At 38.6% G+C, this 22,589-nt stretch carries 19 protein-coding genes, 1 tRNA gene and 1 pseudogene; 16 read left to right on the plus strand and 5 right to left on the minus strand.

The features are described from left to right. Window positions 1-59: 59 nt before the first annotated feature. Window positions 60-1,112, plus strand: a complete 1,053-nt coding sequence (locus tag J2X77_RS07065; protein ID WP_209579207.1) for a porin — start codon at window positions 60-62, stop codon at window positions 1,110-1,112. A gap of 117 nt (window positions 1,113-1,229) precedes the next feature. On the opposite strand, the gene J2X77_RS07070 is transcribed toward J2X77_RS07065, so the two are convergent. Next, window positions 1,230-1,637 carry an NUDIX domain-containing protein gene (locus J2X77_RS07070; RefSeq protein WP_209579206.1) on the minus strand — a complete coding sequence of 136 codons (408 nt, stop codon included), beginning with the start codon at window positions 1,635-1,637 and terminating at the stop codon, window positions 1,230-1,232. A gap of 271 nt (window positions 1,638-1,908) precedes the next feature. Here J2X77_RS07070 and J2X77_RS07075 point away from each other — a divergent pair, with 271 nt between their 5' ends. Together J2X77_RS07075 and J2X77_RS07080 are read left to right on the plus strand one after the other, a co-directional pair. Then, window positions 1,909-2,928: a L,D-transpeptidase gene (locus J2X77_RS07075; protein WP_310079869.1), complete on the plus strand. Its 1,020-nt coding sequence runs from the start codon at window positions 1,909-1,911 to the stop codon at window positions 2,926-2,928. Window positions 2,929-3,009: 81 nt separating this feature from the next. Then, on the plus strand, window positions 3,010-3,768 hold the full coding sequence (locus tag J2X77_RS07080; RefSeq protein ID WP_310079870.1) for a murein L,D-transpeptidase catalytic domain family protein: 759 nt from the start codon (window positions 3,010-3,012) through the stop codon (window positions 3,766-3,768). A gap of 72 nt (window positions 3,769-3,840) precedes the next feature. On the opposite strand, the gene J2X77_RS07085 is transcribed toward J2X77_RS07080, so the two are convergent. After that, window positions 3,841-4,539, minus strand: a complete 699-nt coding sequence (locus J2X77_RS07085; protein ID WP_209579204.1) for a prolyl oligopeptidase family serine peptidase — start codon at window positions 4,537-4,539, stop codon at window positions 3,841-3,843. A gap of 242 nt (window positions 4,540-4,781) precedes the next feature. Here J2X77_RS07085 and J2X77_RS07090 point away from each other — a divergent pair, with 242 nt between their 5' ends. The 6 genes from J2X77_RS07090 (at window position 4,782) to gap (ending at window position 12,365) form a co-directional block, all read left to right on the plus strand. Further along, window positions 4,782-5,987 carry an exonuclease subunit SbcD gene (locus J2X77_RS07090; RefSeq protein WP_310079871.1) on the plus strand — a complete coding sequence of 402 codons (1,206 nt, stop codon included), beginning with the start codon at window positions 4,782-4,784 and terminating at the stop codon, window positions 5,985-5,987. A 4-nt stretch (window positions 5,988-5,991) separates the two neighbouring features. After that, window positions 5,992-9,030, plus strand: coding sequence for an SMC family ATPase (locus J2X77_RS07095; RefSeq protein WP_310079872.1), 3,039 nt, complete (start codon window positions 5,992-5,994; stop codon window positions 9,028-9,030). Window positions 9,031-9,109: 79 nt separating this feature from the next. Further along, window positions 9,110-9,307: a hypothetical protein gene (locus tag J2X77_RS07100; RefSeq protein ID WP_293886435.1), complete on the plus strand. Its 198-nt coding sequence runs from the start codon at window positions 9,110-9,112 to the stop codon at window positions 9,305-9,307. A 99-nt stretch (window positions 9,308-9,406) separates the two neighbouring features. Next, window positions 9,407-10,501, plus strand: coding sequence for an AI-2E family transporter (locus J2X77_RS07105; protein ID WP_209579201.1), 1,095 nt, complete (start codon window positions 9,407-9,409; stop codon window positions 10,499-10,501). Between the two features lie 229 nt (window positions 10,502-10,730). Beyond that, window positions 10,731-11,336, plus strand: coding sequence for a thioredoxin family protein (locus J2X77_RS07110; protein ID WP_209579200.1), 606 nt, complete (start codon window positions 10,731-10,733; stop codon window positions 11,334-11,336). A gap of 6 nt (window positions 11,337-11,342) precedes the next feature. Further along, window positions 11,343-12,365: a type I glyceraldehyde-3-phosphate dehydrogenase gene (gap, locus tag J2X77_RS07115; RefSeq protein WP_209579199.1), complete on the plus strand. Its 1,023-nt coding sequence runs from the start codon at window positions 11,343-11,345 to the stop codon at window positions 12,363-12,365. 102 nt (window positions 12,366-12,467) lie between these two features. Here gap and J2X77_RS07120 read toward each other — a convergent pair whose 3' ends face one another. Together J2X77_RS07120 and J2X77_RS07125 are read right to left on the minus strand one after the other, a co-directional pair. Further along, the gene (locus J2X77_RS07120; RefSeq protein ID WP_209579198.1) at window positions 12,468-13,253 is read right to left on the minus strand and encodes a TIGR02757 family protein; all 786 of its coding nucleotides are present in this window, start codon (window positions 13,251-13,253) and stop codon (window positions 12,468-12,470) included. Window positions 13,254-13,255: 2 nt separating this feature from the next. After that, entirely contained in the window at window positions 13,256-14,290 is a 1,035-nt protein-coding gene (locus J2X77_RS07125) for a quinone-dependent dihydroorotate dehydrogenase (RefSeq protein ID WP_310079873.1), read from the minus strand. 60 nt (window positions 14,291-14,350) lie between these two features. Here J2X77_RS07125 and J2X77_RS07130 point away from each other — a divergent pair, with 60 nt between their 5' ends. From J2X77_RS07130 to msrB, 7 genes and pseudogenes are all read left to right on the plus strand, one after another. Beyond that, entirely contained in the window at window positions 14,351-16,270 is a 1,920-nt protein-coding gene (locus J2X77_RS07130) for an ABC-F family ATP-binding cassette domain-containing protein (protein WP_310079875.1), read from the plus strand. A 131-nt stretch (window positions 16,271-16,401) separates the two neighbouring features. Then, window positions 16,402-16,474 (plus strand) — tRNA-Lys (locus J2X77_RS07135). A 96-nt stretch (window positions 16,475-16,570) separates the two neighbouring features. Continuing rightward, entirely contained in the window at window positions 16,571-16,870 is a 300-nt protein-coding gene (locus J2X77_RS07140) for a hypothetical protein (protein WP_310079877.1), read from the plus strand. Between the two features lie 228 nt (window positions 16,871-17,098). Beyond that, window positions 17,099-18,679, plus strand: a complete 1,581-nt coding sequence (locus J2X77_RS07145; protein ID WP_209579194.1) for a discoidin domain-containing protein — start codon at window positions 17,099-17,101, stop codon at window positions 18,677-18,679. Window positions 18,680-18,867: 188 nt separating this feature from the next. Beyond that, window positions 18,868-20,181, plus strand: coding sequence for a sensor histidine kinase KdpD (locus tag J2X77_RS07150; protein WP_209579193.1), 1,314 nt, complete (start codon window positions 18,868-18,870; stop codon window positions 20,179-20,181). Between the two features lie 400 nt (window positions 20,182-20,581). Then, window positions 20,582-21,049, plus strand: a pseudogene (msrA, locus tag J2X77_RS23700) (peptide-methionine (S)-S-oxide reductase MsrA); the annotation flags it as partial. Between the two features lie 63 nt (window positions 21,050-21,112). Beyond that, complete coding sequence (gene msrB / locus J2X77_RS23705; RefSeq protein WP_409050307.1) at window positions 21,113-21,577, plus strand: peptide-methionine (R)-S-oxide reductase MsrB; 465 nt, start codon at window positions 21,113-21,115, stop codon at window positions 21,575-21,577. Between the two features lie 63 nt (window positions 21,578-21,640). Here the strand turns inward: msrB and J2X77_RS07160 are convergent, their stop codons facing one another. Further along, on the minus strand, window positions 21,641-22,396 hold the full coding sequence (locus J2X77_RS07160; RefSeq protein ID WP_209579191.1) for a response regulator transcription factor: 756 nt from the start codon (window positions 22,394-22,396) through the stop codon (window positions 21,641-21,643). Window positions 22,397-22,589: the final 193 nt, after the last annotated feature.

Consider the following 22,589-nt stretch of genomic DNA (forward strand, 5'->3'; position numbering starts at 1 on the left):
AAATTAGAAAAACAACTCAGCAAAAACACCAAACAAATCAAACTTAAACCTCCAAAAAAATGAAAAAACTTCTTACAACAGCAATTTTATCTGTATTTCTTATAAATACAGCGATATCACAAGAAGAAAACAAAGAAAAGGGAATCGAAATATCCGGATCCGTTGACACCTATTGGAAATATGACTTCCAAAACAAACCAAATATTAATACCTATTTTACAGAAGACAACAATTCCGTTTCGATCGGAATGGTGGATTTAGCTGTTAAAAAGAAGTTTAAAAAAGCTTCATTTGTAGGCGAGTTATCTTTTGGACCTCGCGGTCAATATCGCTCTATCATGAATGGGGACGGTCAAGCTGGCGATGATAAAAATAGCTTTCATATACAAAATCTCTACGTAGGCTACGACCTCACTGATAAACTTAATCTTACTGCAGGTTTTATGGGAACATTTGTAGGCTTTGAAGTGATATCTCCCACCTACAATTTTCATTATTCGACATCTTATCTCTTTGGTGCAGGACCTTTTCAAGATGCGGGACTGAAAGCAACGTATAGTTTCTCCGACAAGGTGGCGCTAATGGTCGGAATATTTAACGACTGGAACGTCTACCAAGATATGAACGGTGTGTCGCACGTAGGCTCCCAGCTAGCTTATACACCCAATGATAAAAGTAGCTTTTATCTTAACTTTCTCACCGGATCCTCAGCAGGTGGAAAAGCAAATTATAGTTCAGGAACATTGGTTGACCTGGTTGCTAACTATGATTTCACACCCAAATTTTTCCTTGGTTTAAATGCAACCAATTATAAAAAGAGAGATGGTGGCGGATATTCGGGCGTCGCTCTCTATCCAAGAGTTCACTTTTCGGAAAATTTTGGATTAGGATTACGTGAAGAATTTTTCCAAACACATAAGGAAGAGGAAAATGGTATCCCAAGTGCTAATATTCTAGCTACAACATTAACAGCAGAATATAGTTATCACGGCTTCAAATTTATCCCGGAGATTAGAATTGACAAAGGAAGTACAGAAAGATTCATCAAAAATGATTTAAGTCCAACGAAATCTGCAGGACAATTTCTATTAGCCTGCGTCTATAGTTTCTAGAAGGAATATTCATCAACAAATAAAAGAGCGGAATTCAGCTGGAACTCCGCTCTTTTATTTTAGCCAGACTGCTATCCCAAAATATGGATATTTAAAGATTACATCATTCTTTTAAATCTACAGCTTTCCAGACAGCCAACGGGGAACAACAAACTCTGCTGCCAGGTGCGCTAGCTTAAAACTTTGCCAATTGTCCTGTTTGATCCAAACCACCTCTACCAGCTCTTCATAAGCTTCAAAAGACTGAGTCGCCTTCAATCTAATCACGTAAATATTACCTTCTACCAGTGTATTTACCTCATTTACAGCATGTGCTGTATGGCTACCTAAAAATTCTAAATCGTTTTCACGTACATCGAATCGTAGCTCTTCGCGAAGCTCACGAATCAATGTTTCCTCTTGATTCTCTTCAGGCGCTGCCTTACCTCCGGGTAACTGGAAATAAGCGGAGCCCTTTTTCCGAACCATCAACAAATCACCATTGGGATGGAGGATCGCCGCAGAACAAATAACAATTTTATCCATATCGTGTATTTCAACTAACAAAACTAGCGTTTTTATTGCTCATGAAAAACATGTATCTCTTTAATCTGACTTTCATTAAGTCAGCATTTGAACAGATTCAGGTCGATTATCACCCAAAAACGACAATGTCATTCGTTCACATTACGTTCTTAAAAACACCTATGGTTGACAGTCTTCCCATAAAGTGTTCCTATTCACCCACAATAAAATTGCAAATCATCAACAATTTATCTAAGTTTAAACCATAAAGCAATAGTTTATAAATCCATATATGAGTCCAAGATTAACATGTCTAGTACTAAGTCTAATTTTCCTTTTAGCTGGATGCCAACAGGGTAAAAAGGATATAGCAAAGACGCAGCCGCCCAACAGGCAACAAAAAAAAGAGGCGCCTGAAAAGTTGAATAAAAAAGCAGAGTTAATCACAGACGAAGATATAATTATCAAAAAAGAGCTACAGTATAAAAAATATACCCTGGAAGATACCTATCCTTACAAAGATACTACACGAACTTTCCAATGGAACAAAATTAAAGAGCGCTTAGCATTTGTTACGAATTTTCAACAAACTCCTTCGCTATACGCTGTACTTCAAAACTATCAAAATGAGAAAGGTGAAGCGCCAACAATTCCGGATTACAAGCGGGATTCTTATAAAAGGGTTTCCGACAGCTTCAATGTGGAGCGTTATCAGGCCGCACCACTCTATGATCTTAACACCAATCAAGCGGTGCGTTATGGGCGCGATGGGTGGCTCGTCCGTGTTCAGGGCCCCGACAGCCTAGACAGGATTCCGGTGGAAGGTATTTCATTTGAAGGGAAATACAGTGTACCAAAGCGCTATCTTAAAATCATTCGCGATACGATAGAATTTAAATTCGTTACAGTCGTAGACATTAAAAACCAAAATATCTGTACATTGGAAAAAGCTGGAATTGAATGGCTCGTCAGAAGCATGAATCCAGCAACCAGTGGACGACATAAACCTCCGCATGCTCAAGAAACGCCTACTGGTCTCTTTGTTGTCCAAGAACATAAATCAAAGATGTTTTATTACGAGGATGGAACCAAAATTTATGGTGGATTTGCGCCTTATGCCACGCGGTTTACTGCTGGGGCATATATACACGGTATTCCAGTCAATAACCCAAATGGCAATATCATCGAATATAGCGAAAGTCTTGGAACTATTCCAAAATCACATATGTGCGTCAGAAATGCGTCATCTCATGCTCAATTTGTCTATAAACGGTCAAAAGACTTTTCGTCGCTCGTCATAGTTATCGATTAACAATATTTAACATTCTGTAAATCAAATATGTATTAATTTTAATTATTACTTTTGTAAACATCTATACAGAAAAGGAGTAGAATGGGAAATACGTTTATGTTTCTTTTGATGGCATTGAATACAGCACTTTCATCACAGGAAGAATTAAAAACAACACAGCAAGAAACCAGCGAGCATCGTATAAATGTGGAACGTCAACGCACAGAAGTTGATTCCTTATACGATGAAATGAACCTAGCGCAAGTATTACAATACGAAGCGTTTCGTCAAGCAATGGAAGGCAGGAAAGCTCTTCCTATCCACAACAAAGATATTATGACGGTCATCGATTTCTCGCTGGCATCCACTGAAAAGAGGCTAGTAGTATTAGACCTTGCGCAGAAAAAGGTACTGTTTAATACGTTAGTTTCGCATGGCAAAAATAGCGGCGAGAATTACGCGGTAAATTTTTCGAATCAACAGGAATCACTCAAAAGTTCCTTAGGTTTCTTTACGACTGAAAATACTTACAATGGTGAGAATGGCTATTCATTGGTGCTAAATGGTCTTGAGAAAGGCATAAATGATAATGCCAAAGCGAGATATGTCGTAATGCATGGTGCAGATTATTGTAGCAATGGAACAATAGCGAGTTTAGGTAGACTCGGAAAAAGTTATGGCTGCCCTGCCGTACCGAGAGAATTTGCAGCCCCTATCATTAATACCATCAAAGATGGCACATTATTGTTTATCTACGCAGATAACGCTGAATATTTAAGCAAAACCCACTTGATCCATCAACCGAATATTCTGATGGCCCAGTTTCATAAAAGACAGTCTATGTTTAACAATGAAGGCTAATAAAAAAAACCTGATGATGATTCATCAGGTTTTTTTATTATTCAAAGCCGTTATGCCGGTTGACAAAATCTTTTAAGACTTATGCCTTTTCCTAAATTTCAACATCCAATTGTAAATTGCATCGTCGTGAAATAATCGCTCTACACTCCCATGTGTACCTCCTTTTATTACATTCAAACTCACATTAGCATCTGGATCCTCTTTTTTTATAGCCCGCATAATCTTTTTAGATTCCGAAATTGGCACTGCCCGATCGGCTGTACCATGGTGCAACCAAATAGGAACCTGAGTCAAATTGGACGCATACTGACTGGATCCACCACCACATATGGCCACCGCTGCCGCTACCCTTTCCGGATATTTTCCAGCCACATCCATAGTACCGTAGGCCCCCATACTCATGCCACACACATAAATACGGTCCGGGTCAGCATTATAATGTCCGATGACATAATCCACAATTTCCATTACTTTATCTGCATCCCAGCCGCCCTTTGACTGTGGCGCAACAATAATCCCTGGAACTTCCTGGCCCTTATTGATAGCATACAGTACACCATAGCGCTTTACACGATCCAAATTTGTCCCAGAAAGACTCCTCCCATGCAAAAATACAAAAACAGGTTGCTTCTCAGTGGTGGAAGAATCTAGCCCGGAATTTTTCAATAAAAAGGGATACGTCGTTTCTCCTCTAATCGCCTGTACATCCTGCGCATTTACACGCATCAGTAGCATAAAGAAAACACATAGGTATAAATAAACTTTTCGCATACGTTATGTATATAAAATTTAGCTTAATCTGGAACATTAAAAATACAATTAAATGGTTTTTCAGACCCGTATTTAACAAATTTTAACATTTTAAGCAGGCTGTATTTTACAAAGCTACCACTACGAAGCTAAATCTATAGTAAGGAATGAGCAGTAATTTATACGATTCCATCCAATTATAATTGCATTTCAGATCAAATTTATCTTAGTTTGTAACTGTTGACGCAAATCGAAGCTCTCACATGAAAATATTACATACCGCCGATTGGCACCTTGGAAAACGACTGGAAAGTTTCTCTCGAATAGACGAACAGACCCTGGTAATGGATGAGATCGTTCAGATTGCCGATCAGGAAAATGCCGACCTAGTTGTGATCGCCGGAGATCTATTCGATGCTTTTAACCCGGGAGTCGAAGCAATTGAGCTGTTCTATAGAACAATCAAACGTCTTAGCAAGGATGGTATGCGTCCTGTAATTGCTATTGCTGGCAATCACGATTCACCACATTTGGTTGATGCACCCGATCCGTTGGCAAGGGCATCCGGTATCATCTTAATCGGCCATCCGCGCGCCGTCGTCTCTCCTTTTGCTACGGAAGGCTTCGCTGTCGTACATGCAGACAAAGGCATTATCGTCTTAAAATTACCTCACTATGAGCATCCGATTCGAATCCTTCATACCGCTTACGCGAATGAGATCCGCTTAAAACAATACTTAGGTGAAGATAAAGAAAGTAAGCTAAATGAGGTTTTGTCTTCCGAATGGAAAAAAATTGCCGATACCTATTGCGATGAAAAAGGCATTAACATCCTCATTGCCCATCTTTATATGAATAAGTTAGGTCGTCCACTTTTGGAAGAGCCGGATGGTGAAAAGCCGGTCAAAATAGGAAATGCAGACTTGATCTATTCACAAGCTATTCCGGAACAAGTCCAATATACCGCATTAGGACATCTACACGGTTATCAAAATATAGGTTCTCTAGAGAAACCAGTCATCTACGCATCATCTCCCCTATGCTATAGCTTTTCAGAAGCTGGACAAACCAAATTTGTAGCACTAGTCGATGTATCGCCCGATACACAGGCCGCCGTAACCCCAATCCCACTCACACAAGGTAAGCCATTATTTAGAAAAACATTTGAGGATATTGAAAGTTGCATTTCCTGGCTAGAAGAAAATCCAGACGCTTTGGTAGAATTGACATTTAAATCCGACACCTTTTTGAAAGCGGAAGATCGCAAGCGGATCTATCAGGCACATTCAGGGATAATCTATTTGATCCCAGTGGTTAAAGAGCGGGATAGCGAATTTATAGACACCAAAGAAATCAATCTTAAGCAAGACATATCTGTATTGTTTCAAGATTATTTCAAATCCAAAAATGCCAACCAGGCACCCAACGACGATCTCATTGATCTATTTCGCGAAATTTTAAATTCTTAATTACATGATTCCATTAAAGCTAACACTAGAGGGCATCTATTCCTATCAGGATCGCCAGACGATCGATTTTACCGCACTTTCCGAAGCTGGACTTTTTGGTATTTTCGGCGCAGTGGGCTCTGGTAAATCGTCTATATTAGAAGCTATTACTTATGCGTTATATGGGGAAACAGAACGTTTGAATGCACGCGACAAACGTGGATATAACATGATGAATCTCAAGTCAAATAAGTCATATATAGAGCTTGATTTTGTCAATTTTGAAGAACGCACATTTAAAGTTACTCGCGAATTTAAACGCAACTCCAAAAACTTCGATGACGTAAAATCGCCAACCGTCGTGCTCTATGAGAAATTAAATGAAACATGGGTTCCATTAGAAAGCAGTAATACACAACAAATAATAGGACTAAGCTATGAAAACTTCAAAAGAACAATCATCATTCCACAAGGACAATTCAAAGAATTTATAGAACTTGGCGCCAGGGAACGCACAGATATGATGAAAGAGATTTTTCAATTGCATCGGTTTGACCTACAGGATAAAGTTTCTACGTTATATAAGAAAAATCAATCCGAATTAGATCACTTGAACGGTCAATTGTCGGGATTTGAAGAGATCACTTCAGACCTTGTAACAGCCACCAGCGAAAAGTTACAGGCTGAACTTCAATCTTTCGCGTCCATAGAATCTTCGCATAAATTACAGCATGAAAAATTCATGCAGCTCCAAAAACTTAAAGCGGATTTCCTTGAATTGAACCGGACGAAATTACGTTACGAAGAATTACTTGAACAGAAAGGACAAAAGGAGAATTTAAGGCTACAATTAAATCAGTTTGAGGAGGCCCAGACCAAATTTTTACACAGTCTCAAGTCCAAAGAAAAATTAGATCTTGAAAAGGGATCAACGCAAAGAAAATTGGCGAACGAAGAAGTAAAAAAAACAGAAATACAACAGCTTATACAGGAGCATCAATCTCGTTTAAATATATTAAAACCGGGGTATGAACTACTACCGCAACGTCGTATTCAGGAATTAGATCTTGAATTAATACAGCAATTGATTACCTTTTCCAATGAAATTAAAGGCTTGCAAGATCGCGCAGAGAAAGGGCGCCATTTTGTCGAAGAAGCGAAAAAACAACAAATACATTATAAAGCAAAAATCCTGGGAACTGAAAGTGAAATTTCGAATTTAAAGCGTGCTAAACCTTCGCCGCATGAATTGATGGAATTAGGCCAATGGTATACTAGACAACAGGGGATACAACAACAAGAAAACGATCTTAATAAGCAATTGGTCGATTTAGAAAACAATGCCAGCGAAATTAGACGAGAATTACAAAATTTCAGCGGCAACCTGGAAGAATTTCAATCAACCCATGCCCATGTTGTTCAGGAATTGGAACAAAAGCTCAATAAGCTACAGGATGAAAGGGCCCATCTGCTTTTACAGCAACGGCTAACACAATATGCTAAAAATTTGAAAGAAGGGTCGCCTTGCCCCCTATGTGGTGCAATTGAACATCCCATGGTCAACCATGGGCAGGATATTTCGCTAGAAATCCTTGCTCATGAAAAATTAATGACCGACACGACTGAACTCCTAAAACTAAAACAGGATCAAAAATTCCAAGTGGACAAACTTGTTCTTCGTTTGCAATCCTTGACAGATCAAAAACACGAGCTGAATACGAAAATTCAATTGCATAAGTCCATAAAAATAGTGCATTTCAATGAATTTGTATGGACAGGCTACAGCAGCACAGATGAATCCATCTATGCTTCCAAAAAACAGGAGCTTTCCAAAATTGAAACCCTAATCCAGGCCCTCGAAAATCAGCTTGCAGATTATCAGACTGCTTTAGCTTCTGTAGAGGAAAATCTGGAGAAATACAACAAGGCCCTGGGGCAATTTGAACGCGACGAAGTAAGCAAGCAAGCACAGATCAATCAAAATATTGGAAATTTAAAACTGCTCAGCTGGTTCGATTACCAATCGAAAGACGCCCAAACTGTCGAAGAAGAATACAACACGATCAAAAACTCAAATATTACGGTAGAAAAAGAGTTTGTTGCGATAAACGATAAGTTAAGCGAGTTAAACAGTCAATTCGCAGGGCAAAATAGCGTGGTGAATGCCATCTCGGAACGACTTCAAACAATTAAAAGTGAAATTCTGGAAGTTGACGGCACGTTGCAGCAGCATCTTTTAGCCTCGCCGTTTAACGCTATCGAGGAGGTTAAGCATATACTTGCACAAAACTTACCCGTACAGCAAATCCGACTTGAGCTGGAGCAGTTTCAAATTGATTTTGAAACTGTAAAGGCGCAAATTGCTCAACTGGAACACAAGCTTGCTGGTCAAGTTTATGAAGAAACAATCTTTATTGAACAAGAAAAGGCGCTGGAGGAAAGCGCTCGACAATTGAAAGAAAGTACTGAAAATGTTGCCAAGCTGAGGCAGGAACTCAACCAATTGATGATTGCTTACGCTAAAAAAGAGACGCTTCTGCAGCAACAAATGAAGCTAAACGTCCGTAATGAAAATTTGAAACAGCTTTTCAATCTATTTAAAGGTGCCGGTTTTGTACAGTATGTTTCTTCAATTTATCTACGTCAATTGTGCGGCCACGCCAATATTCGTTTTCACCGTATGACACGAAATCAACTTAGTCTACAGATCAACGAAAACAATGAGTTTGAGATTATAGATTATTTGAATGAAGGGAAGAGCCGTAGTGTAAAAACCTTATCCGGCGGCCAGGCTTTTCAAGTATCGCTAAGCTTGGCGCTCGCGCTCGCGGAAAGCGTACAGTCGAGTACGAGCGCGAGCAAAAACTTTTTCTTTATTGATGAAGGTTTTGGGACACAAGACACCGCTTCAGTCAATATTGTGTTTGAAACCCTGTTAGAGCTACGCCGCGAAAATCGTATTGTAGGGATCATTTCCCATGTTGAGGAGCTTAAAGAACGAATTCCGATATCCCTTTCCATAGAAAAAGATGAAGAGCGCGGTAGTCAAATTTTTATTAATTAAGATCAAAAGTTATTTTGTATATTAGTTATTGCGGTCATATCCGTTACAGAAAGGCCGCAATAACTAATATACAAAGATTATGGGCTTATTTTCAAACAGCAAAAAAGGAAAAGGGTCTCATCCTTTTTTTCATAAGGGAAGCAAGACGAACAGCAATAATTTCCAATCTGGAAGCGGTTCCGATTCCCCGCACATTCCGCAGTCCATGCTATTTATCAAGCACTATGATATCCTGACTATCTTAAGAGAGATTCTTATGCCGCACAACCAAAACTAAGATTTGAAAAAAAGAAGTTTAATTTAACATTGTAAAACTTTTCTAAAGAAATATTGTCATACGATAAAATAGGTCAAAGACAGTATATTTGTCAACTATATGAAATATAAACAAATCAACAATAACTCCATTAATCAAATTATGCTTATCCTTATCATCCTAGCGATATGCATATTGATCTTTACGAGCTTATTTTATTATTTACCCGGTTTTTTAGGAGCGATAACGCTGTACATTCTATTTAGAAAAATCAACTATAAGCTTACGGAAGAAAAAAGATGGAATAAGTCGGCGGCAAGTATTCTCTTAATCTTACTGACAATTGTCTTTTTGGTTGGCCCACTTTATCTGCTAATCAACTACATGGTACCCCAGGTTACAGAGGTCATTAGCAACAAAGACGAACTGATGCAGAAATTCGATTCTGTAAAGAGCTATTTAAAATCCAGTCCCTACTTCAGTAATATTGACCTTTCAGATTCTGCATTGATGCAAACACTCCAGCGAGCAGCTAAATTTATCCCCAACATCCTTAATTCCGTCGCAGAGGTTGGAGTCAACTTACTGGTTGCATTATTTGTACTTTATTTTATGCTTGTAAGCAGCAAGAAGCTGGAAGAAACTATTTATCACGCCATTCCGTTTACCAAAGCTAGTAAGGCTGAGTTATGGAAAGAATTCGATATGATGGTCAAATCCAACGCTATTGGTATTCCAATTTTAGCCATGTGTCAAGGTATTGTTGCCGGGCTTGGCTATTGGTTTTTTGGGTTGGAAAGTCCTATTTTCTTAGGAATATTAACGGCTGTCTCCACGATAATACCGATTTTGGGAACAATGGTGGTCTATTTACCAGCTGCACTATTTCTACTCGCCAATGGGCAATCCGGAAGTGCTATAGGTCTTGCTTTGTATGGAATCATTATTATAGGAAGTATAGATAATGTTCTCCGCTTTACCATTTTAAAAAAGCTGGGTGATGTACACCCCCTAATTACGGTATTTGGTGTCTTACTTGGGTTAAATCTGTTCGGTATGCTGGGATTAATATTTGGTCCTTTAATTCTATCCTGTGTTGGCGTACTTCTCAAAGTTTACAGTATCGAATTCGGAAAAAGCGCACCAGAAATTATTCAGTCAACGTCCTTAATAGAACCTAAGTCCGTAGGCGAGAAACCAGATATCATCGAATAAGCAAGGCTAGGCGGATCGCAGTGTATCTATCGAAGTCTATCTAACGATCAAACTCGATATCCAGTAAACTGTCATAAATGAAATTGTAAGGTATAAAATCCGCTTTTTTTCATAGTTTTGGTTCGTTAATGTATTGGAGTATCGCTGATTTTATTTAAAAATCTAATATTGGATGCAAACGAAAGAAAAGATCAAATCATTGATACTGATTTAAAAGCAAATGTAATCTATGAACAAAAAAATAGTTTTAGGAGTAACAGCGGTATTCATGGCTGGAATCCTTTACTCATGTGGCGATAACAATAAAACAAAAACTGACGGTACAACAATGCCTACACAAGAGGCTGCTTCAGAAAATCATGACCATGCGGGACATGATCACGGGCAGACGGCCCCTACCCAATCTTCCGAACCAGCTGCAATTCTCCCTAATTTTACTTTTTATCAACTTCGCTCCGGGATAAGAGTTACAAACGAGAATGTCGCCAAAGACAAGAATACCGTATTTATTCTTTTTGATCCAGGCTGTAGCCACTGTCAGCATGAGGCTATCGAGTTAGAAAAAAACATGGATCGTTTAAAAGATGTAAATATCTATTATATCTCCATGAATGACCCGGCGTTAGTATTGGGCTTTTTTGACAGTTTTGCTCCAAAATTATCCAAAGCATCGAATGTTGAAGTATTGATCGATAAAGACCAGACGTTTATTCAAAAAATCCATGTGCCGACACAATTCCCAGCGAATTATGTTTATGGAGCGGATGGAAAGCTGAAAGCACATTGGGAGGGCGAAAAAAATATCAACGAAGCAATAAGCCAATTTCATAAATAATCTGAAATGCTCAACATAGCAATCAACGGATTCGGTCGTATCGGCAGAAATACATTGCGTAATATTTTTCTTCGCGGAGCTTCTGATGAGCTAAAAATCATTGCAATAAATGATTTGACAGATACAAAGACGCTTGCCCATTTATTTAAATATGATTCGGTGCACGGCCCTTTTTACGGCACTGTGTCTCACGATGAAAATCACATCATTATCAATGGCAAAGCTATCCTTGTTACCAATCAAAAAGATCCTTCGACGCTACCGTGGAGAGAATTAGGTATCGATGTTGTGATAGAATCAACAGGGCATTTTACGACACGTGCCAAGTCAGCTTTACATTTAGAAGCAGGTGCAAAAAAAGTAATTATCTCAGCACCGGCACAAGACAAGGATATTCCGACAGTGGTACTCGGCATCAATGATCGGACTATCGATCTTTCGGCATCCATTTTATCCAATGCCTCTTGCACGACCAATAATGTTGCTCCCTTAGTAAAAATTTTAGATGACCATTGGGGCATAAAAGATGGCTATATTACCACGGTGCACTCCATGACGGGTGATCAAAATCTTCATGACGCACCACATAAAGATTTACGGAGAGCGCGAGCAGCGTCATCTGCAATCATTCCAACAACAACAGGTGCGGCTAAAGCAATCACCAACGTTTTTCCCCATTTACAGAATAAGCTCGGCGGCGCTGGAATACGTGTACCCGTACTAAATGGATCATTAACGGACTTTACTTGCACCCTTGAAAAACACACCACAGTTGAAGAAATTAATAAGGCCTTTCGATGGGCAGCCGAAAATGAATTGAAGGAAGTGCTGTATTACACAGAGGATCCAATCGTTTCAGTTGATATTATCAATAACCCATATTCCTGTGTTTTTGATGCTCAACTCACTTCTATTGTTGGGGGCTTGGTCAAAGTGGTGGGTTGGTACGATAATGAATTTGGTTATTCCAATCGATTGGTTGATTTACTGATTAAGATCGATCATTTAAATGAAAAGTCTTTCCCCTAAATGAACTGCTGTCCGCTATACTGATGAAAGACAGCTATTCTGATTTATTTGATGAGAAGTGGCATATAATAAGAAAGCCTGTATTAAATACAGGCTTTCTTATTATAGCTCCCTTTCTACTCCCAGACCAAATAAGGCAAAATCATATTTGACGGGATCCGAAGGATCAAGTAAACGTAAGTTTGCTGTTAACTCCTGCGCTGTCTTCCAATTGACTTTATCAAGTGTAATCAAACCAAATTTTCGCGCTACACGCTCCACATGAACATCACAAGGGCAGATCAGATCTTTTGGTGAAAGGCGCTTCCAGATACCAAAATCCACGCCTTTGTCATCCTGCCTAACCATCCAACGTAAAAACATATTAATCCTTTTAACGGTAGATTTCTGTGCTGGGCTACTTATATGCTTACGTGTGCGATAGGGATAGTCCGGCAGTGAAAAAAAATACATTTTAAATGCATTAAGCGCCAGTTCCACATCAATACGCTTATTGTGCTCCTGTCCTACCAGAAAAGCATCTTCTAAAGATTCAAAATGACCATAATGATATTTGAAGAATTCAATGAAGTAAAGAATATCCGTGTCATTAAATGTACGGTGTTTAAACCCCAGCAAACTTTTTAGATCTTGCTCTTGATGATTCATAATATAGTCGTACGGTGAACCATCCATTCGATCAATAAGCTCCTTGCATTTATTGATGATCGTCTTCCTTTGGCCCCAAGCCATAATTGAAGCCAGGAAACCCATGATCTCAATATCCTGCTTGGCAGAAAATTGATGTGGAATAACTATCGGGTCATTGGGTATAAAATTAGGTTGGTTATATTCCTCAACTTTCTTATCCAAAAAATCTTTCAGATCAAAATCAGCTGCCATCGTCATTATTACCTTCCTGTCTGCAATATACCCTTACAAATATTGGCGATCAAACCAGGTCCTTCATAAATAAAGCCCGTGTAAACCTGAACAAGGCTAGCACCTGCATCTAATTTTTCAATTGCGTCTTTAGCCGAATGAATCCCACCAACACCAATAATTGGAAAAGCCTTATTCGATTTTTGACTTAGGTATCGAATAACTTCCGTAGATCTTTTGGTCAAAGGACGTCCGCTCACTCCACCCGCTTCCTTTGTTAATGCCGTTGCACTCTTTAATCCATCTCTTGAGACGGTGGTATTGGTTGCAATAACGCCAGCAATCTGCGTTTCCATAACAATCTCCACGATATCATCCAATTGACTGTTTGTTAAATCGGGAGCGATTTTAAGTAGAATAGGCTTCGGAGTTAATTTGTTGTTATTCAATTCCTGCAAGGTGTTCAGGATGTGTTTTAGCGGTTCCTTTTCCTGTAAATCGCGTAGACCAGGCGTGTTGGGAGAACTGACGTTTACGACAAAATAATCCACATGGTCAAATAGTGCATTGAAACAATAGATATAATCATTGACTGCGTCTTCATTAGGCGTAAGTTTATTCTTCCCGATATTCCCTCCAATCAATAACCCCTGACGATCTGTCAAGTTTTTTAATCTATTCGCAGCGACATCAGCCCCCTGATTGTTGAATCCCATCCTATTGATCAGGGCCTCATCCGGTACCAGACGAAACATTCTAGGTTTATCATTACCGGGTTGCGGTTTAGGAGTTACTGTTCCAATTTCAATAAAACCAAATCCCAAATTAGCCATATCAGCGATATACTCCGCATTTTTATCAAATCCTGCTGCAAGACCTACGGCGTTTTTAAACTTCAACCCAAAAACTTCGCGCTCCAAACGTGGATCTTCGACTGTAAAAAAAGCATTCAATAGTTGTTTTGCACCCCAAATTTTTGAGAAAACATTTAATCCTCCGGTCACTTTGTGGTGAGCCGTCTCGGGATTCATTGTAAAGAATATAGGCTTGACTAATTTATACATAATCGCAAAGTTACTCAAACAAGAAGAAATATTCATTACTTTTGTACTTTTGCAGTTGAAATGATATCAATAAATAATTTAACATTTGAAATAGGATCTCGCGCCCTATATGATGAAGCAAACTGGCATATCAAACCAGGAGATAAAGTTGGCCTGATCGGCGCTAATGGTACAGGTAAATCTACTTTGCTTCGGCTTATTGTAGGTCAATACACACCGACATCAGGATCGATTTCTATGGCGAAAGATCTGAAGATTGGCTATTTAAACCAGGATTTATTATCTTACCATTCTGACAAAAGCATTTTGCATGTTGCAATGGAAGCTTTCGAACGCCAAAATCAATTACATACCGAAATCGAAGAGTTACTTAGTAAATTAGAAACAGACTACTCCGATGATATTCTGAATAAATTGAGTGATAAACAGGTAGAATTCGAAGCGCTAGATGGGTATAACATTGAATTTAAAGCTCATGAAATTCTAGCGGGTCTTGGCTTTTCTGAAGCAGAGCAAAAAAGACCGCTAGCTACGTTCTCCGGGGGTTGGCGAATGCGGGTCATGCTAGCCCGTATCCTTTTACAGACTCCGGATATTTTATTGCTTGATGAGCCTACCAACCACATGGACTTACCGTCGATTAAATGGCTTGAAAACTATCTTCAGGCGTTCGATGGTGCCATTGTGATTGTTTCCCATGATAGATATTTTCTAGACCGTATCATCAAGAAAACGGTCGAATCGCGTAAAGGGAAATTAACACTTTATGCAGGTAACTACAGTTTTTACCTTGAAGAAAAAGAACTACGAAATGAACTTCAGGCTAATCAATTCAAAAACCAACAGGCAAAAATAAAACAGGAAGAACGCTTAATTGAGCGCTTTCGAGCCAAGGCATCGAAAGCAAAAATGGCTCAGTCACGCATCAAGGCTTTGGATCGCTTAGAAAGAATTGACGACGTGGATGATGATAATCCAACGGTAAACTTTAGTTTTAAATTTTCAAAACCTTCAGGTCGCCATGTCGTTACTTTGGAAAATATCTCCAAGTCCTACCCTAACCTAGAGATATTAAAAAACACCTCAGCAATTATTGAAAAGGGTGATAAAATCGCTTTGATTGGTGCCAATGGTAAAGGTAAATCGACACTATTACGCATTGTGGCTGACGCGGATCACGAGTTTGAAGGAAAGGCAGAGCAAGGCCATAATGTGTCGCAAACATTTTTTGCGCAACACCAGCTTGAGGCCTTACACCTAGAGAATTCCATCCTTGCAGAATTACAAGCCTTTGCACCAAAACATACAGAGACTGAATTACGTTCTATCCTAGGCTGTTTTCTTTTTACAGGTGATGATGCCTTCAAGAAAATTAAAGTCCTTTCTGGAGGCGAGAAATCACGTGTGGCGCTTGCTAAAGCATTAACGGCAGATGCCAACTTCTTGGCACTCGATGAGCCTACCAACCATTTGGATATGCAGTCGGTCAACATTCTGATCCAGGCTTTACAACAATACGAAGGCACATTTATTGTCGTATCCCACGACCGTTATTTCTTGGATAATGTCGCGAATAAAATCTGGTACATAGAAGATAAACAAATCAAAGAGTACCCCGGTACATACCAGGAATATGAAGAATGGGCGGCAAAACGGATTGTCAAACCTGAAGGTAAGACGGAGAAGAAAGCCAAGGAAGAACCGAAAGCAAAGAAAGAAAAGCAACCGCTTACGGAAGATAAAACGCGTTTATTGAGCAAAAAGAATAAAGAACTCACATCATTTGAACAAAAAATAGAAGAACAGGAAATTTTGGTCAAAACATTAGAGTCAAAGCTTGCCGATGAAGCGGTTTATTCGGATGCCGCTAAATTACAGGACACTACGCGCTCATATAACTCGGCGAAAGCATTATTGATACAATTTCAGGAAAGCTGGGAACAGTTGGCAGAAGAAATCATGGATTTGGAAAACTATTAATTTTTTCGACTTAAAATCAGGTTATTATCTGTTTAAACGTGATTTTAAGCCAAAAACATTTGCAGGAATAGGATTAAAGCCCTACTTTTGCATCACTTCAAACAACGAACAATAGTTCTAAAACGAAGTACGATTCCGTAGCTCAGCTGGTAGAGCAATACACTTTTAATGTATGGGTCCTGGGTTCGAATCCCAGCGGGATCACAAACAAAAGCTAATCTTTCGATTAGCTTTTGTTGTTTTAATACCTTAACGCTCGATATATAAGTCGGTCGGGTTGGAAAAATAAAAAATACTGATATGTTAGACTTTTACACAATAGCGGATTATCAGATGAAACCAGATTTCCCCGAAAAGATAGGGCTAGAATTTGCTGGACAACTCGACTTCAAAACTTTCAACAGACTTCAGCAAAAAGGAATAATTGCTCAGCAGTTTGACTATCATACGGACTTCAGGCTCGATACCGTTATGACTAAACAGATTCTTCAACTTATTTCCGATAAGGGATTAGAAATGGATGCTGACGTTAAGCGATTAATCCCGATTCTCCACCTCGCAAATAGCAAGCAAAGTGGCCTGGTTGCCTATAGTGATTAAAATCTATCCTGAAAACTTACTACCAAGTAAATAGCTCAATTTCTGTCCCATTTTTTTTCAAATCCCTGGTTAAGTCAATTCATTGACAGAAATTTAAAATGTTACAAAACAATTCTCAAACTTGACTAATCAATCGATTGACTAAACTGATTGTAAGAAAACTTCATTTTCTTACACCGAAATAAAAGACCTTTCATTTATATTTATTGATACACAATATAAACCATTATGAGAAAATTTTTAAATCTAATAGTAGCTTCCCTCGCTCTACTTACTGCGTCTTGTAGCAAAACTTTGATAAACACAACAGAGAGCGTCGGCACTCTAAAAGCAAAAAACTCAACAGCAACCGTGATCAATGAGTGGAACAGCAACCCTTACAAACTGAACGTGATCTATTTCGTTCCCAATGATGTGGATTCTATTCCCAATTTCCGAAAACGTTTAAGCAGAATTCTATTGGATGCGCAAAATATGTTTGCCAATAATATGGACCGTGAGGGATTTGGCCGAAAATCTTTTGGTTTAGATCTAGTCAATGACACGCTAATAAATATTCATTACATTACTGGGCAATTTGGAAAAGCAACTTACCCTTATTCTGGGGGCAACGGAGCAGTAAAAACTGAGGTAGATGCCTATTTTGGTCAAAATCCATCAGCAAAGAAGAGCGAGCATAACCTGATTATTATTCCGACTTACAACACCGATCCTGCAAATCCAGGCGGCCCTCCATTCTATGGTACGGGTACTAGTTGTTATGCATTGGACTATGTAAATCTTGACGCTAAAAATTTGGGAATTGGCGGCGATATTGGGTGGAAGGCAACGGTATGGATTGGTGGTATGATTCACGAATTGGGTCATGGCTTGAATGCCAGCCACAACAGAATGAATAAGACATTGGCACCAACTTTAGGCACAGCCTTAATGGGCTCAGGAAATTCCACGTATGGAATCTCAACAACCTCCCTGACAAGTAGCACTGCAGCGACATTTAATAATAGTCAAGTATTCAGTTCTGTGACTAGAAGTGATTGGTATGCATCTGCATCAGCAGAAATTATATCTTTGTCTTCGAGCTTTACAAACAATACAATTATCATATCCGGAAAATTTACAGCGAACAAGCCTGTCAATGATATTGTTGTTTGGCATGATAGAGAACCCTTCGGTGGGAACAACGATTATGATGCCGTACATTGGGCGACAAAAATCATCGGTCAGGATAGCTTTAGATTCGAATGTCCACTCGCTGATTTTTATGACCTCACAGGCAATTATGAAATGAGAATTGGCTTTATGCACATCAATGGTGTTCGTACAACTACACGTTACGCCTATAACTTTACCAACAATATCCCCGATCTATCCAAAGTTGTTACTTATAAACTATTGCCGACGACAGGTTGGTCCATCGTCGGAAGCGACAGCAATGAGCCTGGATCAACAGCGAGTAATGTCCTGGATATGAACCGAAGCACTGTTTGGCATACCCCATGGTCATCAACCCAAACACCCCAACCACATTTCTTCTCCGTGAATATGGGAGATCTACGCACTATTAAGGGGCTTGCATTTCGTAATCGCGATAATTTAAATGGAGCAATGAAAGATGTCAATATCTATTCAAGTGTAAACGGTACGACCTGGACCCTAATCAAAACAGCACAATTGACAAAAGTTTCAGGTTCTTGGATTAATGTCGATCTCAACGAATCAATTAGCACGCGTTATCTTAAAATAGAATCTACCAGCTCTTGGGGCGATTTCTTCTATTCGCATCTTGCTGATTTTGGGGCGTATTAAGAATGGCTGAAAAATTACCATCACAAGATTAATTATTAACAGCGGCTAGATTAAGGATTATCTGCAATCAATATGGGAGACAAATAGCGTAGTATAGAAACAATGAAATATTGAAAAATCATTGTTGAACTCCTGATTTATGTTAATTTTGAATATTAAGACATTATAAGTTAATCCGACGCGTCTTTATGAATAAATTTCGTAAATATTGGAAACTATTTTCCCATATTGGTGCACATCCTGGCATGTCATACATCGATTTAAAACGCGTGTACATGATCAATCTGATTGCATTGTTATGTTTATTTCCAACAATTTTCTTTGCAATCCTTAATCTTATCGATCAACGCTATATTTTATCTGCGATTAATTTTTCCAATTCAACATGTGCCTTTACAGTGCTTGTCCTTCAATATTACGGGAAATACAACATCGCTAAGGCCACATTATTAACAAGTAATTCTGTATTTTTCTTCGCAGGAGCTCTGCTCTATAGAAATGGTGGAGAATATTTTTTATTGTGCACATTGATCGTCGCGATGTTGATGTATGAAAACCGAAAGGTTCATATAGTCCTTTGTATTACGATAGCTTTTCTAATTTCACTTTTATATCTGCTACCCGATATACTTCCACTAAGCCAGCAAGTTCCGAGATCAAGATCTGTGTTCAATATTATCAATGCGCTTGCTTTTATCGTGGTTGCGGTCAACTTTTTTCTTGATATCATCTATAAGAATATGAAAAAGATCGAACAGCAGCGCCTTAATTTAGAATCTATGAATCGCGACAAGGAAAAAATATTTTCGATTATTGCTCACGACATCAAAAGCCCTTTTGCCAACCTTGAAGCACTGGTATTTATGTTTCGTAACCAAATGCTAGACAGTACCACGTCACAGGAATATATTCAGCAAATCTATCAACAGATCGCGCAACAGAATCAGGCGTTAGATGACCTACTGCAATGGGGCAGCAGCAATATGCAAGGCATGAACTGTAGCACATCAAAACTATTGATTAAACCCATTATCCAACACATTATTAAAAGCTTCAATGATAATGCGCAAGCTAAACAACTCAAAATCAACTTGGATATACCTCCAGATACACAAATAATTGCCAATAGAGATCATACGACAATCATTTTGCGCAACTTGATCAGTAATGCGATAAAATTTAGTTATGTTAATGGGAATATCAACATTTACATTAGTGTGGACGATCTCTATACACATATCCATATTCAGGATGAAGGTATAGGTATAAATCCGTTGAAATCTGCCGCGCTATTTAATGAGATTCAGCAAAAGTCCTTTGGAACTGAACATGAACCTGGATCGGGTGTTGGACTTGTATTGTGCAAGGATCTGATTGAGAGAAATAAGGGCATTGTAAACATTCAAAGCATACCTAATAAAGGATCCATTTTTAGCGTTGGACTACCCTCCTCTCCAGCTCATATTACCCAAACTAAGGTAGAATTACCCTCATGCTGTTAGTAGAAAAACCAACTGCTTAGAAGGGAATACGGCATACACTTCGAACGTCGATAAGAACCAACATCGAAGATGTAATTGAAATGACCTGCCAACTATGCTGCGAGTAAATCTATTCTTTACTATCATTTTGTCAGAGTTTAGCGTGAATTGATATGCTTAGTCTTACAATTGTAAAAAGAGCACATAGAATCTATACAAATGAAAATCCAATAATATACTACTACATACAGGTACGGTCTTTGTTCACTATAAATAACAGACAATTTTGTTTCACAACTTACGACTCATACTCATGAAACACTTCATAACCCTCCTTACGATAGCCTTTGGTGTATTTCTAATTGTTAAGGTGTGTTTTTCGCAAAAGGGGAATGATTTAAAATTGACAAAACAGATAACTATGAATACTATAAATCAAACAGATCACGTAATTTATTTCGCAGGCGGTTGTTTTTGGGGAACCGAACATTTTTTTAAACAAGTCCGTGGCGTTACCGCAACCGAGGTTGGCTATGCCAATGGAAACCTTCAAAATCCTTCTTATACACAAGTTTCCACTGGAACAACTGGCTTTACTGAAACCGTTAAGGTGAACTACGATCCTCAAATTGTAGATCTCAACCTACTAATCGACCTTTTCTTCAAAACGATCGATCCCACTTCACTGAACAAACAGGGTAATGACATTGGCACACAATATCGCACGGGTATATATTATACCAATACAAGTGACGCCCCTATTATCAAAGAACGCGTAGCCGCACTGGCAAGTCAATATCCAAAAGAAATAGTCGTAGAAGTAGAGCCTTTACAGAATTTTTATGATGCTGAAGCCTACCATCAAAAATATCTGGACAAAAACCCCGGCGGTTACTGCCACATAAGCCCTGATTTATTTGAGCTGGCTCGCAAAGCAAATCCGCAAAAAGTGATACAGGACAACGAGAAACCCTACAAAAAAGCTGATAAAGAGACGCTAAAGAAAGTACTTACACCATTGCAATATGATGTGACACAAAATGCCGCGACTGAACGTGCATTCGACAATGAATATAATGATGAATTTAGAGAGGGTATCTATGTCGATATTACCACTGGAGAACCACTATTTGTTTCTACTGATAAATTTGAATCTGGATGCGGATGGCCGAGCTTTTCCAAGCCGATCAGTGATGGTATCATTGACGAGCTATCTGACAATTCCTATGGAATGCGCAGAACTGAGGTCCGTAGCAAAACGGGAGATGCACATCTTGGACACGTTTTCAATGATGGTCCGGCTGATAAAGGAGGATTGAGATATTGTATAAACAGTGCTTCACTCCGATTTATTCCAAAGGATAAAATGAAAGAAGAAGGCTATGAGAAATATCTGCCACTGCTGGTAAAAAAATAGTTTAATCGTGCCTCATAAAGAGGCACGATTAAACTATTTTGGAGATCACAACTCCATTCATCATTACAATAACCGATTGTTCAGTGCAATGACGAGTGCCTCATTCATATTACTTACCCCTAGTTTTTCAAACAATTTCCGCCGGTGAAATTTCACCGTATCGATGGAAACGAAAATTCGTTCGGATGTTTCATGAATACTAAGTCCACGATGATAAAAGCGCAATATTTCTATTTCGCGCGCTGTGAGATTTATCTTATTTCGGGATTTCCATTTTCCTGTTAACAGATCTAGTTCCCATAATAAATCAGTATGAAGTTTCTCGATCACTACATTCCCTGAAGAAACATTGGTGGATAACGAAACAATACAAATGGCTTTCCATATTTTTCCCTCCTCTGTTAAAAAGACAGGCGTCAACTTATGATTAATCAAAACTGGTCTATTTGGAGCATTTTGTATTTGAAAATCATAAGATATAACGTATAATTTTCTCTCTTCAATGGGTATTTTTTCATAAAAGGCAAACCCCGCTTCGTTGATGTTGATAAGCATGTTAAAATCATCAGCAGGAACATATTTCTCATAAAAAGCATATCCCATTTCCATTACTTCCATAGCAGTCAAACCAGCTAAAAAAAGAGGATTATCAGAAACGTATTCAAAGCCTTTACTTTGATAATCTATCAGGTAAATACTTTGGTAGGTGATCCGCGAAAAAGCTTTTACAAACTCAAGATAGTCATGGGTCTGTAAGATATCCTTTTCCGAAAGACGATCAAGGGCATTTTTTTTCGAAAATAGCGCATTAAAATCCATATTAAAATTGAAAATCCGAAGTTAAATAAAACTATAATCAGTTATAGTGTTTATTAAAACAAACTGCAATATTATTGGTAAATAGCTACTTGTTTAATTTGTTGCAACCCCAGCAGTAAATAAAAAAATCTCCACGAAGGATGGAGATTTTAAAAAATTACTTGGGAACCAAAGCGTTCTTAAAAGATAAAAC

This window comes from Sphingobacterium sp. 2149, from assembly GCF_031455655.1.
Lineage (GTDB): Bacteria > Bacteroidota > Bacteroidia > Sphingobacteriales > Sphingobacteriaceae > Sphingobacterium.